18 protein-coding genes are annotated in these 18,883 nt (G+C 45.8%); 10 read left to right on the top strand and 8 right to left on the bottom strand.

What is annotated here, in order from left to right:
• The first annotated feature begins 460 nt into the window (after positions 1 to 460).
• The 4 genes from KDM92_RS04810 to KDM92_RS04795 all read left to right on the top strand — a co-directional run bounded on the left by KDM92_RS04810 (position 461) and on the right by KDM92_RS04795 (position 4,631).
• Positions 461 to 2,680: an NHL repeat-containing protein gene (locus tag KDM92_RS04810; RefSeq protein ID WP_212683248.1), complete on the top strand. Its 2,220-nt coding sequence runs from the start codon at positions 461 to 463 to the stop codon at positions 2,678 to 2,680.
• A 186-nt stretch (positions 2,681 to 2,866) separates the two neighbouring features.
• Positions 2,867 to 3,295: a hypothetical protein gene (locus KDM92_RS04805; protein ID WP_212683247.1), complete on the top strand. Its 429-nt coding sequence runs from the start codon at positions 2,867 to 2,869 to the stop codon at positions 3,293 to 3,295.
• Positions 3,296 to 3,456: 161 nt separating this feature from the next.
• Positions 3,457 to 4,146: a hypothetical protein gene (locus tag KDM92_RS04800; RefSeq protein WP_212683246.1), complete on the top strand. Its 690-nt coding sequence runs from the start codon at positions 3,457 to 3,459 to the stop codon at positions 4,144 to 4,146.
• Positions 4,147 to 4,334: 188 nt separating this feature from the next.
• On the top strand, positions 4,335 to 4,631 hold the full coding sequence (locus KDM92_RS04795) for a hypothetical protein (RefSeq protein WP_212683245.1): 297 nt from the start codon (positions 4,335 to 4,337) through the stop codon (positions 4,629 to 4,631).
• A gap of 77 nt (positions 4,632 to 4,708) precedes the next feature.
• Here the strand turns inward: KDM92_RS04795 and KDM92_RS04790 are convergent, their stop codons facing one another.
• From KDM92_RS04790 to KDM92_RS04770, 5 genes are all read right to left on the bottom strand, one after another.
• Positions 4,709 to 5,236, bottom strand: a complete 528-nt coding sequence (locus KDM92_RS04790; RefSeq protein ID WP_212683244.1) for a GNAT family N-acetyltransferase — start codon at positions 5,234 to 5,236, stop codon at positions 4,709 to 4,711.
• A gap of 105 nt (positions 5,237 to 5,341) precedes the next feature.
• A complete protein-coding gene (locus KDM92_RS04785) occupies positions 5,342 to 5,848 on the bottom strand; it encodes a hypothetical protein (protein WP_212683243.1) in 507 nt (168 codons plus the stop codon).
• Positions 5,849 to 5,914: 66 nt separating this feature from the next.
• Positions 5,915 to 7,123 (bottom strand): DUF1501 domain-containing protein, encoded by a 1,209-nt coding sequence (locus KDM92_RS04780; RefSeq protein WP_212683242.1) that lies wholly within the window; start codon positions 7,121 to 7,123, stop codon positions 5,915 to 5,917.
• A gap of 77 nt (positions 7,124 to 7,200) precedes the next feature.
• Complete coding sequence (locus KDM92_RS04775; RefSeq protein WP_212683241.1) at positions 7,201 to 8,781, bottom strand: DUF1800 domain-containing protein; 1,581 nt, start codon at positions 8,779 to 8,781, stop codon at positions 7,201 to 7,203.
• A gap of 235 nt (positions 8,782 to 9,016) precedes the next feature.
• A complete protein-coding gene (locus tag KDM92_RS04770) occupies positions 9,017 to 9,877 on the bottom strand; it encodes a GIN domain-containing protein (RefSeq protein ID WP_212683240.1) in 861 nt (286 codons plus the stop codon).
• A 411-nt stretch (positions 9,878 to 10,288) separates the two neighbouring features.
• Here KDM92_RS04770 and KDM92_RS04765 point away from each other — a divergent pair, with 411 nt between their 5' ends.
• Together KDM92_RS04765 and KDM92_RS04760 are read left to right on the top strand one after the other, a co-directional pair.
• Entirely contained in the window at positions 10,289 to 11,632 is a 1,344-nt protein-coding gene (locus tag KDM92_RS04765) for a dicarboxylate/amino acid:cation symporter (protein WP_212683239.1), read from the top strand.
• A gap of 188 nt (positions 11,633 to 11,820) precedes the next feature.
• The gene (locus KDM92_RS04760; protein ID WP_212683238.1) at positions 11,821 to 14,157 is read left to right on the top strand and encodes a M28 family peptidase; all 2,337 of its coding nucleotides are present in this window, start codon (positions 11,821 to 11,823) and stop codon (positions 14,155 to 14,157) included.
• 35 nt (positions 14,158 to 14,192) lie between these two features.
• Here the strand turns inward: KDM92_RS04760 and KDM92_RS04755 are convergent, their stop codons facing one another.
• Positions 14,193 to 14,675: a low molecular weight protein-tyrosine-phosphatase gene (locus tag KDM92_RS04755; RefSeq protein ID WP_212683237.1), complete on the bottom strand. Its 483-nt coding sequence runs from the start codon at positions 14,673 to 14,675 to the stop codon at positions 14,193 to 14,195.
• Between the two features lie 132 nt (positions 14,676 to 14,807).
• Between KDM92_RS04755 and KDM92_RS04750 the strand changes: the two genes are divergently transcribed.
• On the top strand, positions 14,808 to 16,364 hold the full coding sequence (locus tag KDM92_RS04750) for a tetratricopeptide repeat protein (protein WP_212683236.1): 1,557 nt from the start codon (positions 14,808 to 14,810) through the stop codon (positions 16,362 to 16,364).
• A gap of 8 nt (positions 16,365 to 16,372) precedes the next feature.
• Here KDM92_RS04750 and KDM92_RS04745 read toward each other — a convergent pair whose 3' ends face one another.
• On the bottom strand, positions 16,373 to 16,594 hold the full coding sequence (locus tag KDM92_RS04745) for a DUF2798 domain-containing protein (RefSeq protein WP_212683235.1): 222 nt from the start codon (positions 16,592 to 16,594) through the stop codon (positions 16,373 to 16,375).
• Between the two features lie 18 nt (positions 16,595 to 16,612).
• Entirely contained in the window at positions 16,613 to 17,002 is a 390-nt protein-coding gene (locus tag KDM92_RS04740; RefSeq protein WP_212683234.1) for an MAPEG family protein, read from the bottom strand.
• Between the two features lie 322 nt (positions 17,003 to 17,324).
• On the opposite strand from KDM92_RS04740, the gene hpf reads away from it, so the two are divergent.
• The 3 genes from hpf to KDM92_RS04725 all read left to right on the top strand — a co-directional run bounded on the left by hpf (position 17,325) and on the right by KDM92_RS04725 (position 18,870).
• Complete coding sequence (hpf, locus tag KDM92_RS04735; RefSeq protein WP_212683233.1) at positions 17,325 to 17,699, top strand: ribosome hibernation-promoting factor, HPF/YfiA family; 375 nt, start codon at positions 17,325 to 17,327, stop codon at positions 17,697 to 17,699.
• A 98-nt stretch (positions 17,700 to 17,797) separates the two neighbouring features.
• Positions 17,798 to 18,289 carry a tellurite resistance TerB family protein gene (locus KDM92_RS04730; protein WP_212683232.1) on the top strand — a complete coding sequence of 164 codons (492 nt, stop codon included), beginning with the start codon at positions 17,798 to 17,800 and terminating at the stop codon, positions 18,287 to 18,289.
• A gap of 14 nt (positions 18,290 to 18,303) precedes the next feature.
• Positions 18,304 to 18,870 (top strand): DUF2062 domain-containing protein, encoded by a 567-nt coding sequence (locus KDM92_RS04725; RefSeq protein WP_212683231.1) that lies wholly within the window; start codon positions 18,304 to 18,306, stop codon positions 18,868 to 18,870.
• Positions 18,871 to 18,883 lie beyond the last annotated feature (13 nt).

Genomic DNA, 18,883 nt, shown 5'->3' with positions numbered 1-18,883 from the left:
GACCACAATTATGCACAGAAGTTTCGGTTAAATATATTAAGAAATTGAAATTTAGTGAAGCTTTGTGGTTAAAAGATGCTTACTTCGACTAAAACCGTCACCAACGCGTGCTTACTCTTGACGGCAGAACGAGTTCAGATTCGGTGAAAGACTCCTTCTCCCGCAAGCGGGAGAAGGCAGGGATGAGGGCAGTTCAGACTAACAAAATGTATCTTTAAATGCTGCGTTCTGTATTGAGAACGGATGCAATTGATATGTTTTCTCGCTTGCCAGCCGCCCTCACCCCGACCCTCTCCCGCTTGCGGGAGAGGGAGTGTTATCAGAACTCCGGCAGTACTGAGAACCCAAGAGAACTCATCTGAAGCCTGAAAAACCTTCTTCTGCCAACAAAAAACACTACAAAACCCAGCGCATGCTTGTTATGCTGCGCATCCCGATGAGTGTTTAAGGTTCTTTATTCATGCAACGCCGTTCTTTGTTTCTCGTATCCGCAACTTTGTTGATCTCTGGTTTAGCCGTTTCTGGCTATTACATACTCCGCTCTGAATCACCGTTACCCACGCCACTCAAAACAGTTTTTGCAAAAAAACCGCTGGTCACCGATATGCAATGGGAAGCCCAAATTACGCCGTTTGCGATCCAGTATTCGCTGAACCAAGATCCGAATAGCGCAGAAACTTTTAGCGATCCAAATGGCATCGCTTTTGATGCGCAAGGCAATATCTATATTGCCGATGCGGGCGAGCATAATCGAATTATAAAAATCAATAAGAAGGGCGAGTCCGTCATCTACGCTGGCAGCACCGAAGGTTTTGCCGATGCGATTGAAGGCAGCGCGCAGTCAGCGAAGTTTCATACACCGTCGGCGCTCGCATTCGATAAGGAGGGCAATCTCTATGTAGCGGATACTGGTAATCACGTGATTCGAAAAATCACGCCGAAAGGACAAGTGTTGACCTTGGCAGGAAATGGCGTTGCTGGTTATCGCGATGGTGTAGCGCAGCAAGCACAATTTAATGGCCCGATCGGCGTTGCGGTAGCTAAGGATGGCAAAGTCTATGTAGCTGATACCTATAACGATAAGATACGCGTAATTTTGCCAGATGGCACGGTGCAAACCGTGGCTGGTGGCGCGACGCCTGGTTACCAAGATGGCGTCGGCACAGCGGCCTTATTTGATACGCCGAGTAACATCGCTATCAACAGCAAGGGCGAATTGATCATTGCCGATACGCGTAATAATGCCGTGCGTAAGATCAATCCATTGGGCGAAGTTTCGACCTTGCTCTACAGCGATCCGCAAGATCGAGATGCCTTGTTGCGTCGCCCAGTTGGTTTGGCGATCACGCATGACGATCATATTTATGTCAGTGAACTGTCGCACGGTCGCATCATGCAAATAGCGCCGAGCGGCGAGACTCGTGGTCTCACTGGTGTGGATATCGATATCATTCCCGGTGACGATACTAGCCCACGTATGCGCAGTCCTATGGCTATCGCCGTCAATCAGCATGGCAATCTGTTGATCAGCGACAGTGGCATGAATCGCTTACATCAAGTTCATCGTAGAGATGCCAAAGAAGGCTTGAGCATATCGCCACAAGTCTTACGCATCGTCGAGCCGGTCGCACCTGTAGTTCAACCATCATTGTGGCCTTTGTTACCGCAAGATCAGCCCCACGAAGTCGTTGGAACCATAGGCGAAGTGCGTGGCGAATATGGTGGCGACAGTCGACATCATTTTCATCGCGGCGTCGATATGCAAGCCAATATGGGCGAAGCTGTGGTCGCGATCAAAGATGAAAAAGTTAGCTCACCCGTACCTGCGTGGGCGGCTGGCACCATCAACGAGGGTATGCGGGTCAGCAAGCTATCGTATATCCACATGAAAGTTGGGCGTAAGCTGAATGAATCCGTGCTCGATCCACAAAAATTTAGCGTGATCAAAGATGCCAACGGCAAGCTACAACAAGTTCGCGTCAAACGCGGTACGCGCTTTCAAGTTGGTGAAGCAGTTGGAACCATCAACAGCATGTATCACGTTCATTTGAATTACGCGCCCGAAGGCGATGTAGTTAATCCGCTGTCGCTACAATTCATCGGTTTCAAAGATAGCGTCATTCCGCAAATCAATCGTATCGATATCGCGGATCAAGACGGTAATATTTTGGGCGGACCTGTCATTGCAGCGACTAAAGCCAAGGGCAAGAAGAAAGACAAAGCGCCAGCCGCTGTCTCGCCAAGTAACACGCCATTAACGCTATCACGCAGCTTGGAACAAGTCAGCATCATCGTCGATGCCTTCGATCAAGCCGATGGCAATATCGCACGCCGTCGTTTGGGTTTATATGAACTCGGCTACCAAATTCTCAATGCTGATGGTACGCCGCTACCAGGTTTTGAAAAACCGAAAATGACGATACGTTTCAACCATCTGCCAGCCGATGAAGAAGCCGTTAAAGTCGCCTATGCGGAAAATAGCGGCATCACCGTACACGGTAGCGCTGCGACCAAATTTTTATACAACATCACCAACGAAATCCACGACGGTCATGCGATCATCCAATTCTGGCAAATCAAAGATTTACCTGCTGGAGATTACCTGATTCACGTCCACGCGGCGGATTATGCGGGGAATATTGCAAACCGCAACCATGTATTGCGGGTGCGTTTGGAGTGATTATTTGGAGAGTGATTCGATTACGTTCAAGTAATTCAAGTAAGCATGAATTAGGACTTACGCAAAATTGCGCTGGCTAGGCGGGAAGCCGAAGACAGTACGGTTGTACGGCGAGGCGAATCAACGACGCTAGCGTCTGTTTTGCGTAAGTCCGAGAAACAATAAAAGGAGACATTTGACATGGGCATGACCATCTGGATTCACACACTAGAAGGAAGAAACTATTCACAAGACAGCGATGATCATTCGCAGATTTGCCGTCATCTAGACGCAATCGATGAGACTTGCAAAAAAATCGGCGTGAAATCCTTAAGTGAATTTATGGACTACACAGATCAAGAATACAACTATGACGAATTTGACGATGAAGACGAAGATGTTGCCTTAGACCCTGAGACTGGCCTTGGATACGGTATTGACGACATGACTTGGTTTGATTCGCAAGAGGGCTTATCTAGTTTTAAAGCATTGAAAACTGCCGTTGCTTCATCCGTTATTACAGGCCTCGACGCAGATGAAATCGTCGATCTGATGGAAGAATTAGATAATTGCATCGCCATTTTAGAAAAGTCGGCAGCGCAAGCTGGCAAGTTCCATCTAAGTTTGATCGAATAAAATCCTAGTTGAACAAATCACGCAAAAAGAGCAGAGCAACACGATTTAGTCTTGTCGCGCTGTTTTGCTCGATTTCCTTAAAATAACATCCATTGCTTTTAGTGTAATTCTAGTATCATCGGGTCGATATCAATTTTTTACATTTACTGTAAATCTATAGAATGCTACGCATCCGTCGACTCACACAATTACTACTCGCACTGTGCGCATGTGCGTTTATTTCCGCTCTCATCTCGCTTGGTCTTTACCGCTTGTTTGCGGTTAAAGCAGTCAATCAAATATCGCCTGAAATGCTCGCTGAGATCAGCAATATTCAAGATATCAACGTCATCAAAAGCTTCTTTTTACCTTTCGTTACTTTAGCTACAGAACTTCGAGACAGCGCGGATCGATTAGCCGGGTGGGGATTGTCCTTCGTCATCATCTGGGCATCATTAATTGGACTCGTGGCAATCGCCTTATATCGACAAATCATCTCTACACAGCAAGTTGAGATCAATCCACAATCAGAAAATACGATCGACCGTGCCTTGGCTGGAAAAATCGAGCTATGGAAAATCTTCTGGGGCTGCTACGTGATTTTGCTACTAGCGGTGCAAATCATTGCAAGTAGATTGATTGCTGCGTTCTCAGAACTCATATCTATGCATGGGCTAGCAGGTCTAATTTTGATTCCAATTGGATTGGCGATTCCTATCACCCTGCATTTGTTAGCAGCGCTCTTAGTATGGAAATCGGCGACGAATACCTCCCATCGCTTTTGGACTTATCTTGCAAGAACTGTCGTCGTTGCAATTACTGTGCTTCCTAGTATTAAAGGAATTTATATCGTACAGCGACTGCTACCTTAGATAAATTATTTTAAATCAACATTGCAAGTCAATAGATTGCTGAGATAAATTACTTGAATAGCTTACTTGTCTTATTGGGCAAGATAAGCAAATTCACTACAATGTTCTCGACCAAATTGATATGCTATCTACATATCTCCACATATCAGTACATATCAATAACCCCGATTGAATCTCAGCTTAAATCTATGTCACCAGAACTCAGCATCATCTTACTCAACATCGTTATCGCCTTACTTGCTTATCTTTCTGTGTATCCAACACTGGCGGGCAATGATTTCAACAAGATAGCGTTCTACGATATTTTTACATCAGCGATTGCACTGGCGATTGTTGGTTACCATTACTGGGGTAGCGACTATCAATTTGACTTATTGTTCGCTGAGGTCAACTGGTTTTGGTACACCTTAGCGATTTATACCGCTGTCGAGATTCCACTGATGTGGTGGTACTTTAAGAAGAATGGGGTGTCGATCAAGCGCTAAGCCGCTAGAGTAAAGCGACTTATTGATTCCAATACCAAGTTATATTGCTGCGAAACTAGTATATCTTTCAACTAGTTTCAAAGCCGCTTCAACAACACATAATCGCGTTCGATAATGTCGCCGAACTGATAATCCATCCAACCCACATGTTGAAAGCCGACTTTTTGGTAATAAGCTAGAGCGCGCGCATTATGTTCCCACATGCCTAACCACAATTGATTAGCACCAAAAGTTTTTGCCGCTTTTTCTGCTTCTGCCAATAAAGGTTGTGCGATGCCTTTTCCATGCCATTCTTTTTTTACGTAGTAACGATATAAGGCAACTGCATTCTCTGCTTCAATCGAAGGTGGAGCTGGATTGTTCACCACTTGCGCGAAACCAACCAAAGCCTCATCGTGGTAAGCCAAAATCACCACATAATTTGAATCGGCAATCTCTTTACTTTGCTGCGCGACGCCGAAGTTTTTATCGCAGTGGGTGCGAATCTGCTCTGCGTCATTTTGTTCGGCATAGGTTTCAATAAAGGTTTGCCGTGCTAAATTAGCTAAAGCTGAGGCATCTTCTTGCTTGGCAAGTCGAAATTGCAGTGGTGCTGGAGAGTGCATAAAAATGTCAATGGAAACGGAATTATCTTAGCGTCACTACGTCACGTGTTTTATGTCGTGGACAGCTGCACTGAAAGCTAGCGAATATCCTAGTGTGTACGAGTGCTATTTTTTGGGTTTCTTGTTCCGCTTAGTAGGGCAGGGATTTTTAGGATCTAGCGGACCATACACCTTTTGCATACCAGCGATGCCGCCAGTTTGCACAATAAAAAACTGTTTGCCATCTGCGCGGATATGTAAAAAATGCTTGTAGCCATCCGCAATGCGCCCGAGTTCATTTAATTGATATAGATGGCCGCTGGACTCGTAGGCAGGCACCGGATCTGCTAAAGGCAAATCGACAACCAGGCCAGTCGCATTAACGCAAGGCTGAAAAACTTTGACCAGAGGATGTTGATCTTTGGTATCAGCTGGCGTGCCCAGCGATACATCGATAGGCAATTCCGTAGGCATTTTCTGTTGTGCCGAGGCTGACATGACGATTGGCCCTAAAGTGCTTAATGCGAGGATATTCACCAAGGCGGTTAGCTTTCGATAAGTTAGAACGTGGTCGTTTTTCATGCGCTTATAGCCGATACTAAGGAGAACACTGAATACTTGTAGCGCTTCCATCTTAACAGCTTCACAGACTAGTCGCTAAATGATAAGCAAAAAGACAACAGCAAAAAATAGGTGAAGTTAAACCAATCCTAGATCTAACGGCGTCACACCAGCAAAAACCTGCTGCATTTGACTCGCGCTCAGTCCATAACTGCGTGCGAATACGCCACCAAGGACAGCACGGTATTCATTCAATACCGGATAGTCGCGATTTTGAAACAGACTATTGGCAGTCAAGGCAATTTGTTCGCCGACAATGCGACCACCTTTAACGCCGCCCCCCAACACCCAGTAAACACTGCCATGCCCATGATCCGTGCCGCGTTTGCCGTTTTCACGGAAAGTCCGTCCAAACTCACTAATCACCACCACGGTGGTGTTCTTCCACATACTGCCCATTTCAGCTTTATATGCCAATAATCCGCGCCCCAATTCTTCTAACTTATTAGCTAACACGCCATTGGCGCCACCTTGATTGACATGGGTATCCCAGCCTCCGACGTCAATAAATCCTAGCGCATATTTATCGCGCATCATTTTGCCTATGCGCTTGGCTTCTAGTGCGAAGCCTTTGGTTGAGATAGCGTCACGATTACCATCATTATTGAGCGTGACTTCTTCTGCTTTCATGTTTTGAACTACTTCACCACGCACCGCAAAACCATCTTCGACTTGTTTCTCCAAAGCTGTTTTGCCATACATCTGGGCGATGATCTTGCTTTGTCGGTCGTCTAAACTATTTTTGCTGGCTTTTTGCAGAGCGACATTGGCAACTTTCGTTTCGCCTCGCATGATGATAGGAAGTTGTTCCGTGAATGACATCGCACTTGTCCCATTCAATTGCGCGGCTAAACGATTCATAAATCCAGATTGAAAGTTACGACTGCCGCCAAGCTCTTGCCCCATCTCGATACTATCTTGCGTTTCGAAATGACTACGCGACAAATCATGGGTTCCTGCAAAAGGAATAAACGCCGCTTCACCTGCTTGAAACATCGGATAAATCGAATCACGCAGCGCCGGATGCAATCCCCAATCCGCATTCAATGCAAGCGCCGACAGCGGATCAGCACTCGGTTTGGCGATGGCGATATTTGGCCGCGACTCATAATAAAAGCTACTACTAATAGGCACCAATAAATTACTCGCATCATATGCACCGCGCAAAAACACCACCAAACAACGCTGTTGAACCGCTGGCGCAGCCAATAGCTGTGTGCTAAAACCCGTTGCGCTCAAGCTCGTCGCTGCGACGGCAAATGATTTTAATAAGTCTCGACGATTCATCGTATTCACCTAAGATGGCTAAAGAAGTAATTGAAATTGAAAATGAAATTGAGCAGATGTGTTCAAGATGAACAAATCTATCGACGCATCATTTCTGGTGTTGAAAGAAAAAATGCATTCCATTCTGGCGCTGAACCTGATTGACTCAATGCATCGCGAGAACTCTGGCTAAATTGTTGACTAAGCTCCTTAACGTAAGCATTCTGCGCCAACGCAGGACGAGCGGCTTCCCGATGTTGCGCAGTAGTTTCTTCCATCTCTGTTTTAAACAAATTCGGCGCACCACGTGCGATCAATCGTGCAACATCAAAGCGTGCGGTCATTTGTGCTGGACTTGCCCATGCCATTTCCTTCATAGAATAGCCATCAGGCGTTTGATGCCCATTTGCTTGTTGCCCCAAACTATTAATCCAACTCAAGATCGGGCCAGTATTCACGATCATCTTATCTTCATACGCAAGTCGTACTGATGAAATGACGTAATGCATAGGGTCTTTGAATTTCTTACCTAAAGAAGCGACAAATTCCGAGGATTCGAACATGGTTCGCAGTACCCGCGGAATATCACCTTTACTCTGCAAAAATTGTTCCGCCATGATTTGTACCAAAGCATCAGAAGGCGCATCTGAAACAAAGAACTGCGCTAATTTTTGGCTGATAAACTTGGCGGTAGCAGGCTGGCGCATTAGCAAATCTAAGACCTGATCAATCTCACTAAGCCCTTGCCCTTTGATTGTGGTACCTAATAATTTTTTCTCACCAAAATCATGCCGCCTTGGATGAAATTCAGTTAGGCCAAATCGTTGATAGCCGGCTAACTGCGCTTGGTTGGGACGTGGGTTATCGGCTTTGACGCGAATCCCCAATCCAGTTAACACACGCGCTAATTCTTGCACGTCAGTTTGACTATAGCCACTACCAACCCCCATGGTATGTAGCTCTAATAATTCACGTGCATAATTTTCATTGAACTTATTCACCGCATTGTGCTCATTATCCAGATAGCGCAACATCGCTGGATGTAACATCGTCGCTTTTAAGAGCGCACGGAAGTTTCCAAGCGCATGTGGACGAATCGCGGTTTCTTCAAAATCAGCTAACATCGCTCTTACATTGTCTTTGCGATTCGAAATGTTGAAATGGTTCATCCAAAACCAATTCATTTGCTCTAGCAATTGATTCGAAGAATAGATCGAACGTAACAAAGAACGTGATGCTGCTTCGCGCGCAATTCGGTTTAATTCTTGTTGATATGCTTGGCGCAAGCTATCGTCGGTGCCTCGCATCTTGGCCGATTCTTCACGCTGTTGATCAAGGGCTTGCATCATTTCGACAAAAGGTTTTTGCGAAATCGTCATCGCATCAATCTGACTTTGAATTTGCGCTGGAACTTGCGCTGATTGCGCCTGAAGTTGCTGCGATAAGTAGGCATCCGGTCCCAACGCACGCAATTGTTGCTCACTGGTCTTGTTTGCGCCCCAAGTCAAACGATTGCTCAAGGCATAAGAATTGACTTGTGCTTGTTGAAAATAGTCGGAAACACGCAGCGTTTGCGTCTGAGATGGTGGCTGAAGCGATTGATTATTGCAAGCAGAAAGCCCACATAGTGCGCTCAGCACGAATAGACTCGGGGACAGAATCGAAGACAGTTTAGACATAGAACACTTTCCATTTTGAACAAAGTTCAACAATGACAAAATACGAAGTCTTCAGAATAAATCTTTGCCCTCTAAAATGCACGGAGTATTTCGTAACTTTAGGCGCAAGCTGGTAAGAACTTGTAACAGAAACCGAGCACGCTTCTGCGACATACAACGTGCATAAAAGAAAATAAAAAAATAACGATAGTGAAAACTATCGTTATTTTTTTAAAACGACCTACTCGGTGATGAATTAATTCACAAAATTCACACGACGACCATTCACGTTACGTTGCGCCGGATTACCGTACACGGTAACGCTGCCTGAGCCATTACTTTGTGCGTTGACGTTTTGTGACACTGCAGCATACACAGAACCGGAGCCGTAGCTACTTAAATCCGCACTCAAACTTTTTACAGAAGACAATTGTGCAGAGCCTGATCCATGTGTATTAGCGACTAAATTACGTACACTGCCACTCGCATTGACCGAGCCAGAACCATTCACAGAAACCGATAATTCATTGCCATTAACAGCGCCCAAACTCAAAGAGCCAGATCCTTGTACATTGACTCTCGCGTCATTGCTCATCAAGCCAAGCGCATTAATACTGCCCGAACCACTATTGACGACTTCGAGACGCATTACACGACCATCTAAGTTGATGCTACGTGAGCCATAATTTTTCACTGCTAAGTTACCGCCATTTAAGCCACTAATCATCATGCGACCAGAACCATTCGATGTCACCTCGGTTAATGCTGGTACGGTGTATACGACACGAATTGGATTGCTGCTATTGAACTTTTCATCAATCCAGATCTTTTGCGTATCGCCATTCATTTGTGTTTGCACCAAATTGAGCAGATTGCTATCGCCACTGATTTCTAATCCTGCAGTACCACCAACACGCACTTCCACTTGCATAGGACCACTAACATTCAATGCAGATGCGCCATTGACCTGACGTTTATCTAATTGCAAATCGCCATTACCTTTAATCGCATTGCTACTCCAAGAGGATTCAAAACGCGCGTCATTACCATCGGGAGCGATGATGATGGCACAACCTGAAAAGGCAAGAATAGAACACAGGGCAACAATAGTACGCATAATAATTTTTCCAATAAAAGTTAATCAGGCGCTGAACTTGCCATCAATAAGCGTAACGGCTTCAGCCACAGACGCACTGTATCGAAACTCGCTTGCTCGCTCTAGCACCAAGCGATGAACTGACGAGAAAATGGTCTGAAGCGTATAAATCGCGGTCTAAAAGGCGGGGCTATTGCGGTTATCCACAATAGACGCTGTTTGTCTGCCTATCGATAATGTTTGCAAGGATCACTCAGCCATCAAATAAAGCGTCGCTGTCTATCCTCGAATCACCCACCTTAGTAAACCATAGAACTAAGCACGGTGATACCTATAGGACTTATGCAAAATCGCGCTAGCTAACTGACAGAAACGGCACTAGCGACAGTCTTGAGCGAGTCCTAAGCAACTTATAATTATCAGGGGACTAACATGAAACGCCTTACTGGACATCTGTATTTCTGGGTTCTTGTTGCCATATTCTGTGGCGGCTTGTTCGGATTTCTCGACGCTGCAAATGCGGTTAAATTAAAACCACTTGGCGATGGCTTTATTGCCTTAGTCAAAATGCTCATCAGCCCGATTATTTTCTGTACCGTGGTGCTTGGGATTGCAGGCGCTGGCGATATGAAAAAAGTCGGTCGGGTTGGTGGCAAAGCGCTGATCTATTTTGAAGTAGTGTCGACGCTAGCGCTCGCGATTGGTTTGATCGTGGTAAATATTTTGAAACCTGGTGCAGGCTTTAATGTCGATCCTGCGACCTTAGATGGTAAGGCGGTCGCTAGCTACGCGAAAGCAGCACATGATCAAAGTACGGTCGATTTTTTACTGCACATCATTCCAAAAACCTTCACTGACGCATTCACTGGATCTGGCGATTTATTACAGGTTTTGTTAGTCGCCGTTTTGTTCGGCTATGCCATGATGCGCATGGGTAAAACAGGCCAAGCTGTGCACATGTTTATCGAAGAAGCATCACATATTTTCTTCGGCATGATGAATGTGATTATGAAGTTAGCACCAATTGGTGCTGGTGCTGCGATGGCGTTCACTATCGGTAAGTATGGTCTCGCCTCCTTAAAACCTTTGGCCGCTTTAATGGGTAGCTTTTATCTGACTTGTACTTTGTTTGTGGTAGTGGTGTTGGGCTTAATTGCTAAATTTGTCGGCTTTAGTATTTTCCGCTTTATCGCTTATATCAAAGAAGAGTTATTGACCGTGCTTGGCACCTCCTCTTCGGAATCCGCCTTGGTGCCTTTGATGAGCAAGTTAGAAAAAATGGGTTGCTCAAAATCGGTCGTCGGTTTGGTGGTTCCTTCAGGCTATTCTTTTAATCTTGACGGCACCAATATCTATATGACGATGGCAGCGATCTTTGTTGCGCAAGCCTTAAATATTGATCTAACTTTAACGCAAGAATTAACAATGTTGGCAGTTGCGATGTTGACTTCCAAAGGAGCCTCTGGCGTGACGGGCGCGGGCTTTATCACTTTGGCAGCGACACTGGCAGTGATTCCAACAATTCCTGTGGCTGGGTTGGCATTAATCCTCGGCATCGACCGTTTTATGTCTGAAGCACGCGCCTTAACCAACTTTATTGGCAATGGTGTAGCAACGGTCGTGGTCTCGCATTGGGAAGGTGAATTGAACCACGATGTCATGCACAAAGAATTGGGCAAACCTGTCGCCACAGCCAAATCAAGCGCGAGCGCAAACACTGCAACAACAGCCACAGCATCAATGTCAGCGCCAGCTGCGGATCAATTATCTGCATAAAATACGCAAGCCTAAAGACACACCAATCAAGTACACAGAGAAGTTTAGCTTGGTTGGTGTGAATCCACGATAGGCTTTATCAAGGCGAATGTTGTTTTAAACACGTCAAATTGCGCTATGTGTGACCAGTACGTTTGCAGGCGCACTTAAATCAATCAAAATGCATGATCACCTTCTTTGGAGTTGTCATGCATTTTTTCTTTCCTGCTCAAGCCAAGCACCGTTGGAGTTTGATCGCGCTGTTACTGTCTTTGGTATTGCTGATTTATTTTTCTTTATTGCAGATACAACCCAAGCTGAAGCAAAACCCTACCAACGCAGCCACTGAATTTTCACTATCAGCGGCGCAAATCCAATTACAAAAGATCACGCAATACAAACATCCTATCGGCAGCGCCGGGCATAGCCAAGTGCGCGACTATCTGCTGGCGGAATTAAAAGCACTGGGCTTACAGCCACAACTACAAACAAGTTTCGCAAGTTCAGAAAGAGGTCACGCAAGTGGACAGGTGCAAAACATTGTGGTGCGATTAGCGGGGCGGAATAGTCAGCAAAATCAAGACAAAAAAGCTTTACTACTGATGGCACATTATGATGCGGTGCCAAACAGTTTTGGTGCTGCAGACGATGGCGTTTCTGTCGTGTCGATGTTACAAAGCTTGCGAGCATTAAAAGCGCAAGCACCACTAGCGAACGATGTAATTTTCTTATTCAGTGATGGCGAAGAAGTTGGTCTATTAGGCGCCTCAGCATTTGCACAATCCCATCCGTGGATGAAGGATGTCGGCATGCTGCTCAATTTTGACAATCGAGGGAACGCGGGACCGATCATGATGTTCGAACCCTCTGCCGGCAACCGTCATCTGATTACAGGCTTAGCAAAAGCAGTACCGGAAGTGATCAGCAATTCATTGATGTATGAGGTCTATAAAGCCTTACCAAATGACACCGACTTCACGGTATTTCGTAAGCAAGGTGTCGCTGGACTCAATTTTGCGATGATACAAAATATTTCTAGCTATCACACGCGTTACGATCGTCATGATCTGATCAATCCAGCATCACAACAGCAACAGGGACAGATGATGTTGCAACTGGTTCGGCATTTTGGCGAACAAGATTTGCGTACGCTCAATGTGTCGATGGGGGCGTCGATGGCTGCCCCGGTAAATGCGGAAGACAGTGTGTATTTCAGCTTTCCACTGGTCGGCCTGATTCACTATCCGACTACGCTTGCCTTACCACTTGCCCTGCTCCTGACCGGATTAGCGATCACTGCTTTTTGGCTGTCGGCAAGAACGATGAGATTACGTCTCTTGGCTACCATCGCCAGTGCATGCAGTTTTATCGTGGCGATCGTCGCTATTGGATTTTTATCACAACAAGCTTGGAATCTCGTATTTAAGTTTTATCCGGCCTACTTGGAAATGCATGATCAAGACACCGGACATTTTTATTTGCTGGGAATACTAATCATTACAGCTCTCGCTTTTGGTCTCACTCAAAAATTACTGACGCGCTGGGTTCATGTGAAAGAACTGGCTTTTGGCGCTGTGTTGGTATGGGTCGCGATCTTAGTATTTGTTAGTGCGCGCTTCCCAGGTGCCAGCTTTCTGTTCGCTTGGCCCCTCTTGTTTGTGCTGCTTTCTTACTGTTATCTAGCGCTTAAAAAAGTACCTGACACATCCTCCGCTTACGCTTGGATTTTGCTAGCGGGTGCCGGATTTTCTATCCTCTTATTTTCACCACTGATTTTATTATTCAACATCGCTTTAGGTTTTCATTCATTAGGTGTGCCGGTGATTTTGTTCACGCTACTATTAGGCCTATTAACACCTTTGCTCGTGTGGATCTTGCATGAAATTCGTGCTCGCATTGTGCTCTTGGGTGGCCTCGTTGCAATCAGTTTAGGCGCGTTTGCTACCGCGAATTTTCATGAAGCACATCCAATCCCAACCCAATTAAGCTATGTTGCGATGCCTCAAAAAAATGTATCGCTCTGGCTCACACCACAGCGCCATCTCGATCGAAAAACACTGAGTATGTTCGGCGAATCAAGCGTACAAAAAACCTTGCCTGAGCTATTTGGCAAAGAGCATGCTCGTAGCGTTTGGACTTATTGGAGTGCGCCCGCACCAGATGCGGGAATCGCGGCTCCGACAGTTTCGATACAGTCAGATCAACTCATCGATAATCAACGCGAGATGGTCATTCATATTACCAGCACAGATTCGGCTAGCAATACGCGGATTCAAATTGAAGGCGTGAGCGTTTTATTTGCTAGTGTTCAGGATCAGGTTTTGAGCAAAACAGCGAAAGAAAAGTGGATGACCAGTGTATATGCGATGCCAAAAACTGGCGTCACTTTGCGCATTCGGCTCGCCAAAGATCTGGTTGGCAAAAATGGGAAGATACGCGTGACAGATACTTTCTATGCTTTACCGAACAAGCTTAGTCATGTGGCGCTTCCTGCATCGGTCGATTTTGCCGCACAAACAATTACATTAGTCGACATCCCTGAATAGAAGCGGAGACGATAAACTCTAGGAAGTAAGCATCTTCAAGATTTCTGCAATGCCGCCAATAGACCATCGGCGGCATCTTCGATGTAATCTAACACCATATCAAAACCACGAGCGCCACCGTAGTATGGGTCGGGCACCACATCGGATGGGCTATGGCTGGCATACGACATCATCAACTTGAGTTTATGTTGATACTTCGCCGGACATTGATTTTGTAATTGCCGTAGGTTTTCTTTGTCCATGGCAAGGATCAAATCAAACTGTTGAAAATCAGCCTCACACACTTGGCGCGCTCGCTGTGGCGACAAATCATAACCGCGCTTCAGAGCATATTCTTGAGATCGCGGATCGGGTTGCTCGCCAACATGATAGGCATGGGTTCCGGCCGAATCAATCTGCAATTGCTTGAGCATGTCAGCCGCGTCGGCTTTACCGCGAAACACACCCTCAGCAGTTGGCGAACGACAAATGTTTCCCATGCAAACAAATAAAATCGAAGTCGTTTTGTGCGGATTCATGATTAGCGCCCCCATCTTGTAGAACGCCAATTATAACCAGAGATCACACAAGCCTATCGCCAGCATAGCCTTAGCCGTCATGGTATGTTTTAATAGCGACCTCGCCGCACCCGACTCATATCTCCAACCAGTATGTCTCACCACATTCCCACATTGCTACAACAAGCGATCGTCAAACATCAACAAGGTTTTCTGCAACAAGCCGAAGATCTCTACGTACAGGTTTTGCAAATCGATGCACAGCAATTTGATGCTTTGCACATGATAGGTTTGATCGCGAAACAGCGCGGTGATACGCAAAGTGCGCTGAATTTCTTTGCCAAAGCAATTCAAAGCAATCCGCGCGACGCTAGAGTGCATTGCAATTTGGGTGCGACATTGCAGCAAATTGGCAATTCCAAACAAGCACTTGCTTGCTACGATTTGGCACTCACGATCAAAGCAGACTACGTCTTAGCTTGGAATAATCGTGGCAATAGTTTGCGGGCCTTAGAACGCTATCCAGAAGCCTTGGAAAGTTTTACTAAGGCGCTAGAACTACAAATTAATTACCCCGAAGCCTTTTTAAACCGTGGGATTTGTTTGCAGGCACTAGAGCAGCACAGCCAAGCGATACAGGATTTTGATGATGCACTCAAACTCAAGCACAACTATATCGAAGCAGAATTTGCTCGTGCATTTAGTTTGCAACAATTGCGTCTATACGATGAGGCGTATGCCGCCTATACCCGCGCCCTAGAGTTGACACTGACAGCAGATGGCCGTCATACGAACCCAGAGAAAATTGCGGCGATGTACTGTAATCGCGGCATGGTTTCGACAAAATTGCAGCGCGATATCGCAGCGCTAGAAGATATTCAACACGCAATCAGCTTGCGTCCCCAATTTGCCAAAGCGTATTTGCATGCAGCGCATGTGTATCTGCGTCTACAACAAAAAGAAGCAGCGCTTGAACATTATCAAGCGGCTCTAGCAGCAACGCACAGCGACAGCAAACCCGACGAGTCATTACAACAGCAAATTGCCTATCATCTGGCTGCGTTAGGGGCAGCGCCAACCCCAGCAGCAGCGCCTGCTAGTTACGTCAAAGAGCTATTTGATCAATATGCAGATCACTTCGATACGCATTTGCAAGAACAGTTGGCATATCAAGTGCCACAACTCTTACAGACTGCCTTGCAGGACTTGAAGATAGGGCAAGATAAACCATTAAGCCATGCGATTGATCTTGGTTGTGGCACGGGCTTATGCGGAGATTTTCTCGCGGCGATTGCCACGCGTGTGACCGGGGTCGATTTATCTGAAAAGATGCTAGCAAAAGCGCGAGCAAGAGCGGTCTATGATGACTTGGTATGCGATGAAATTTTGCATTATCTTGCACAACAATCCAACACAGCCGACTTACTAATCGCAGCCGACGTGTTCGTGTATTTAGGCGACCTAGAACGCTTGTTCGCTTTGTTCCGTGATCGCTTACAGACTGGTGGCTATGTGGCTTTTTCAGTCGAAGAATCCGACTCAGCCGAAATCTGTCTGCAGGCATCGCAGCGCTATGCCCATTCAGCGGCCTATCTTACAAGGCTCGCTGATCAATATGGATTCCACTTATCACATTGCAGCCGACACTTTGGTCGGCGCGATGGACAACAAGACCTTACTAGTTTAATTTTGGTTCTACAGAAAAATTAAATTCAAGTTCAAGCAACAATGCGTGCTACCAATTTGCGCGTGATCGGTGCAAATAATAAAACTAGTGGGAAGGCACAAGCCCATGCTACCAAAAAGGCGTGCAACCAGCGTGATATAAATCCACTATCCAAACCTGTGTTTAGCGCTGTTAAGATACCTGACATACAAAATGCCATTAACATCGACATGATGAAGGCAAACGTTAGTTGTTGTTTCTTTTCTTTGGTCATAAGTAACTAAAATTTGTTTTATTGAAAAAATAGAGCAACGCTAACACCTACGCCGCCGAACCAAATCAAGGAACGCAACGTGCTGCGATTGAGTAAATACGCGGCAACATAGAGGCTGCGCAAAATAATAAAACCGATGGCCAGACCATCAATATTCGCTTGATTGGCTTGTGCTTGCTGCGCCAACACTACGCCAGCAATAAACAAAGGCAAGGCTTCAAAACCATTTTTTTGTGCAGCGATTGCTCGCTGCGGCCAGCCTGTGAGTTTGGCTTCCCATTCACGTGGATGGTCGTTATCGTAACCGCCATTGCGACGCGATAATTTGGCTCTACTGGCCTTGGCAAAACCGACCGTAATCACCGGCAAAAAACAGGCTGCTAATACACACCAATTTGCGATAGTCATCAATTGCTCCCTCTGTGATTAGAAATACTGCACCCATCGTGCTGAGATGCTGGATTTACGAATTGTCTTTTACTAACTGCGCTTATTCGTCCTTGCAATAGCTAGCGTCGCATCATAATCGAAATTGCTTTATCCGGTTTGAGAGCACCATCTAAAGTGATAGCGAATAATCATCTATCAATTACCTGCCGAAAATCAGTGCAATTTAATAGATCGGTTTTTTCGAAGTAAATGTCATTTATATTCGATTTGAAAGAAGCATCAATCACCCATAGATTAGTGTTGTGGCGCTGAACGTCACACAACGACAAGGAGAAATAATATGCAAATCGATATTCAAGCACGTGGTTTTGAATTAACCGATGGCTTACGCGAACATACCAAAAAGCGTCTAAGTTTTGCGACCGATTGGGCACATGATGAACTGCGCACGATTCATGTCAGATTGTCTGACGTCAATGGTCCACGTGGTGGCGAAGACAAACGCTGCTTGATCCAAATTCCGCTGGTTGGCATGCAAGACATCGTGATCGACGAACTGGAATCCGATCTCTATGTCGCCATCGACAAAGCGGCAAATCGTATGGAACGCGTGTTAAGCAAACGAATAGAACGTGCTCGTGAACATCCGCATGCGAGCCTCAAAAAGCATCACACAGACAACGCGGCAGAAGCGCTAACCGACGATGCAAATTAACAGAGCTTTGCTGGTGCAGGCCTAAGGTCTGATCATAAACATCAAAATGTTTCAAGAAAATTTCACACTTTATCGTAATCCAATTAAGGAGTTGAGCAATGAGGCAATATCGCACAGATAGTCCAGAAGCCATGGCAAGAATCATCGCTTTATCGATGCTGGTTGATGGTGGTTTAGATAAAACGGAATTGGATGTGATTCACCATCACAGCGTGTTAGAACATATCGGCGTCTCGACCGCCACATTTAACGATATCGTTCAAGAATTATGTGAAGACATGCTGCAATCGATGCCTGGATATCACCTTGGACGAATTGACCTTGATGACGAACTGACTGAGCGCAGCATTGATGCCATGCTGACAGAAATCCAAGACCCACAGCATCGCAAGTTCTTACTGCGTATGATGCTGGCAGTGGTTGATGCGGACAACTACTTAAGTGACAGTGAGACGATTTTACTATCTCGTGCTATGCAAATTTGGGATCTGGAATTGACTAGAGAAACCAAACAATCTCACAACCCGAGCGATATGCTTACGCAGCAATCTAATGCACGCCCACCTTCAATCATTGAAATGCATTTTTAACCGTCAGTTTAACCATGCCAAAAAAGTTTTTGCGCCGTGTATTACCCAATCAACAAAGCATACAGCAGTTCTCAGTGAGCCGGCGCTTTACCGGCCGGCTAGATATTCCAGAATTATGGGAAGTGCAACGCGATAAAATCGCAATCGGTTTGGCTATCGGCGTTTTTTGTGGAATGATTCCCGGCCCCTTGCAAATGATTTCAGCGCTCGCGCTAACGATTTTATTGCGAGTCAATTTGCCGATGGCTTTAGTCGGAACGTTTTTGACCAATCCGCTGACCATCGTGCCCTTATACATGCTTGCCTATATGGTAGGACAAAGTATTTTGGGCGAATCAAACTGGCAGGCATTACCCGCATTACCAGTGGCAGATTGGACCGCACCAATTACGGCTATTCAAAATTGGACTAGCTGGATCGGCGACTTGGGCGCGCCTTGGTTGGTCGGTATGCTGATTCTTTCTTGCGCCATGGCGGCGCTGGCGTATTGCGGCATGCAGATAATTTGGCGTGTTAGTCAATATATGATGATGCGTAATCGACTAAGACAGAGACAAGCGAGAGCCAGCAGGCTAGATTAAATGCGCAGCATCA

This window comes from Affinundibacterium baiyunense (assembly GCF_018139645.1).
Classification (GTDB): Bacteria; Pseudomonadota; Gammaproteobacteria; order Burkholderiales; family Burkholderiaceae_D; genus Undibacterium; species Undibacterium baiyunense.
This window is presented reverse-complemented; position numbering and strand designations above follow the sequence as displayed.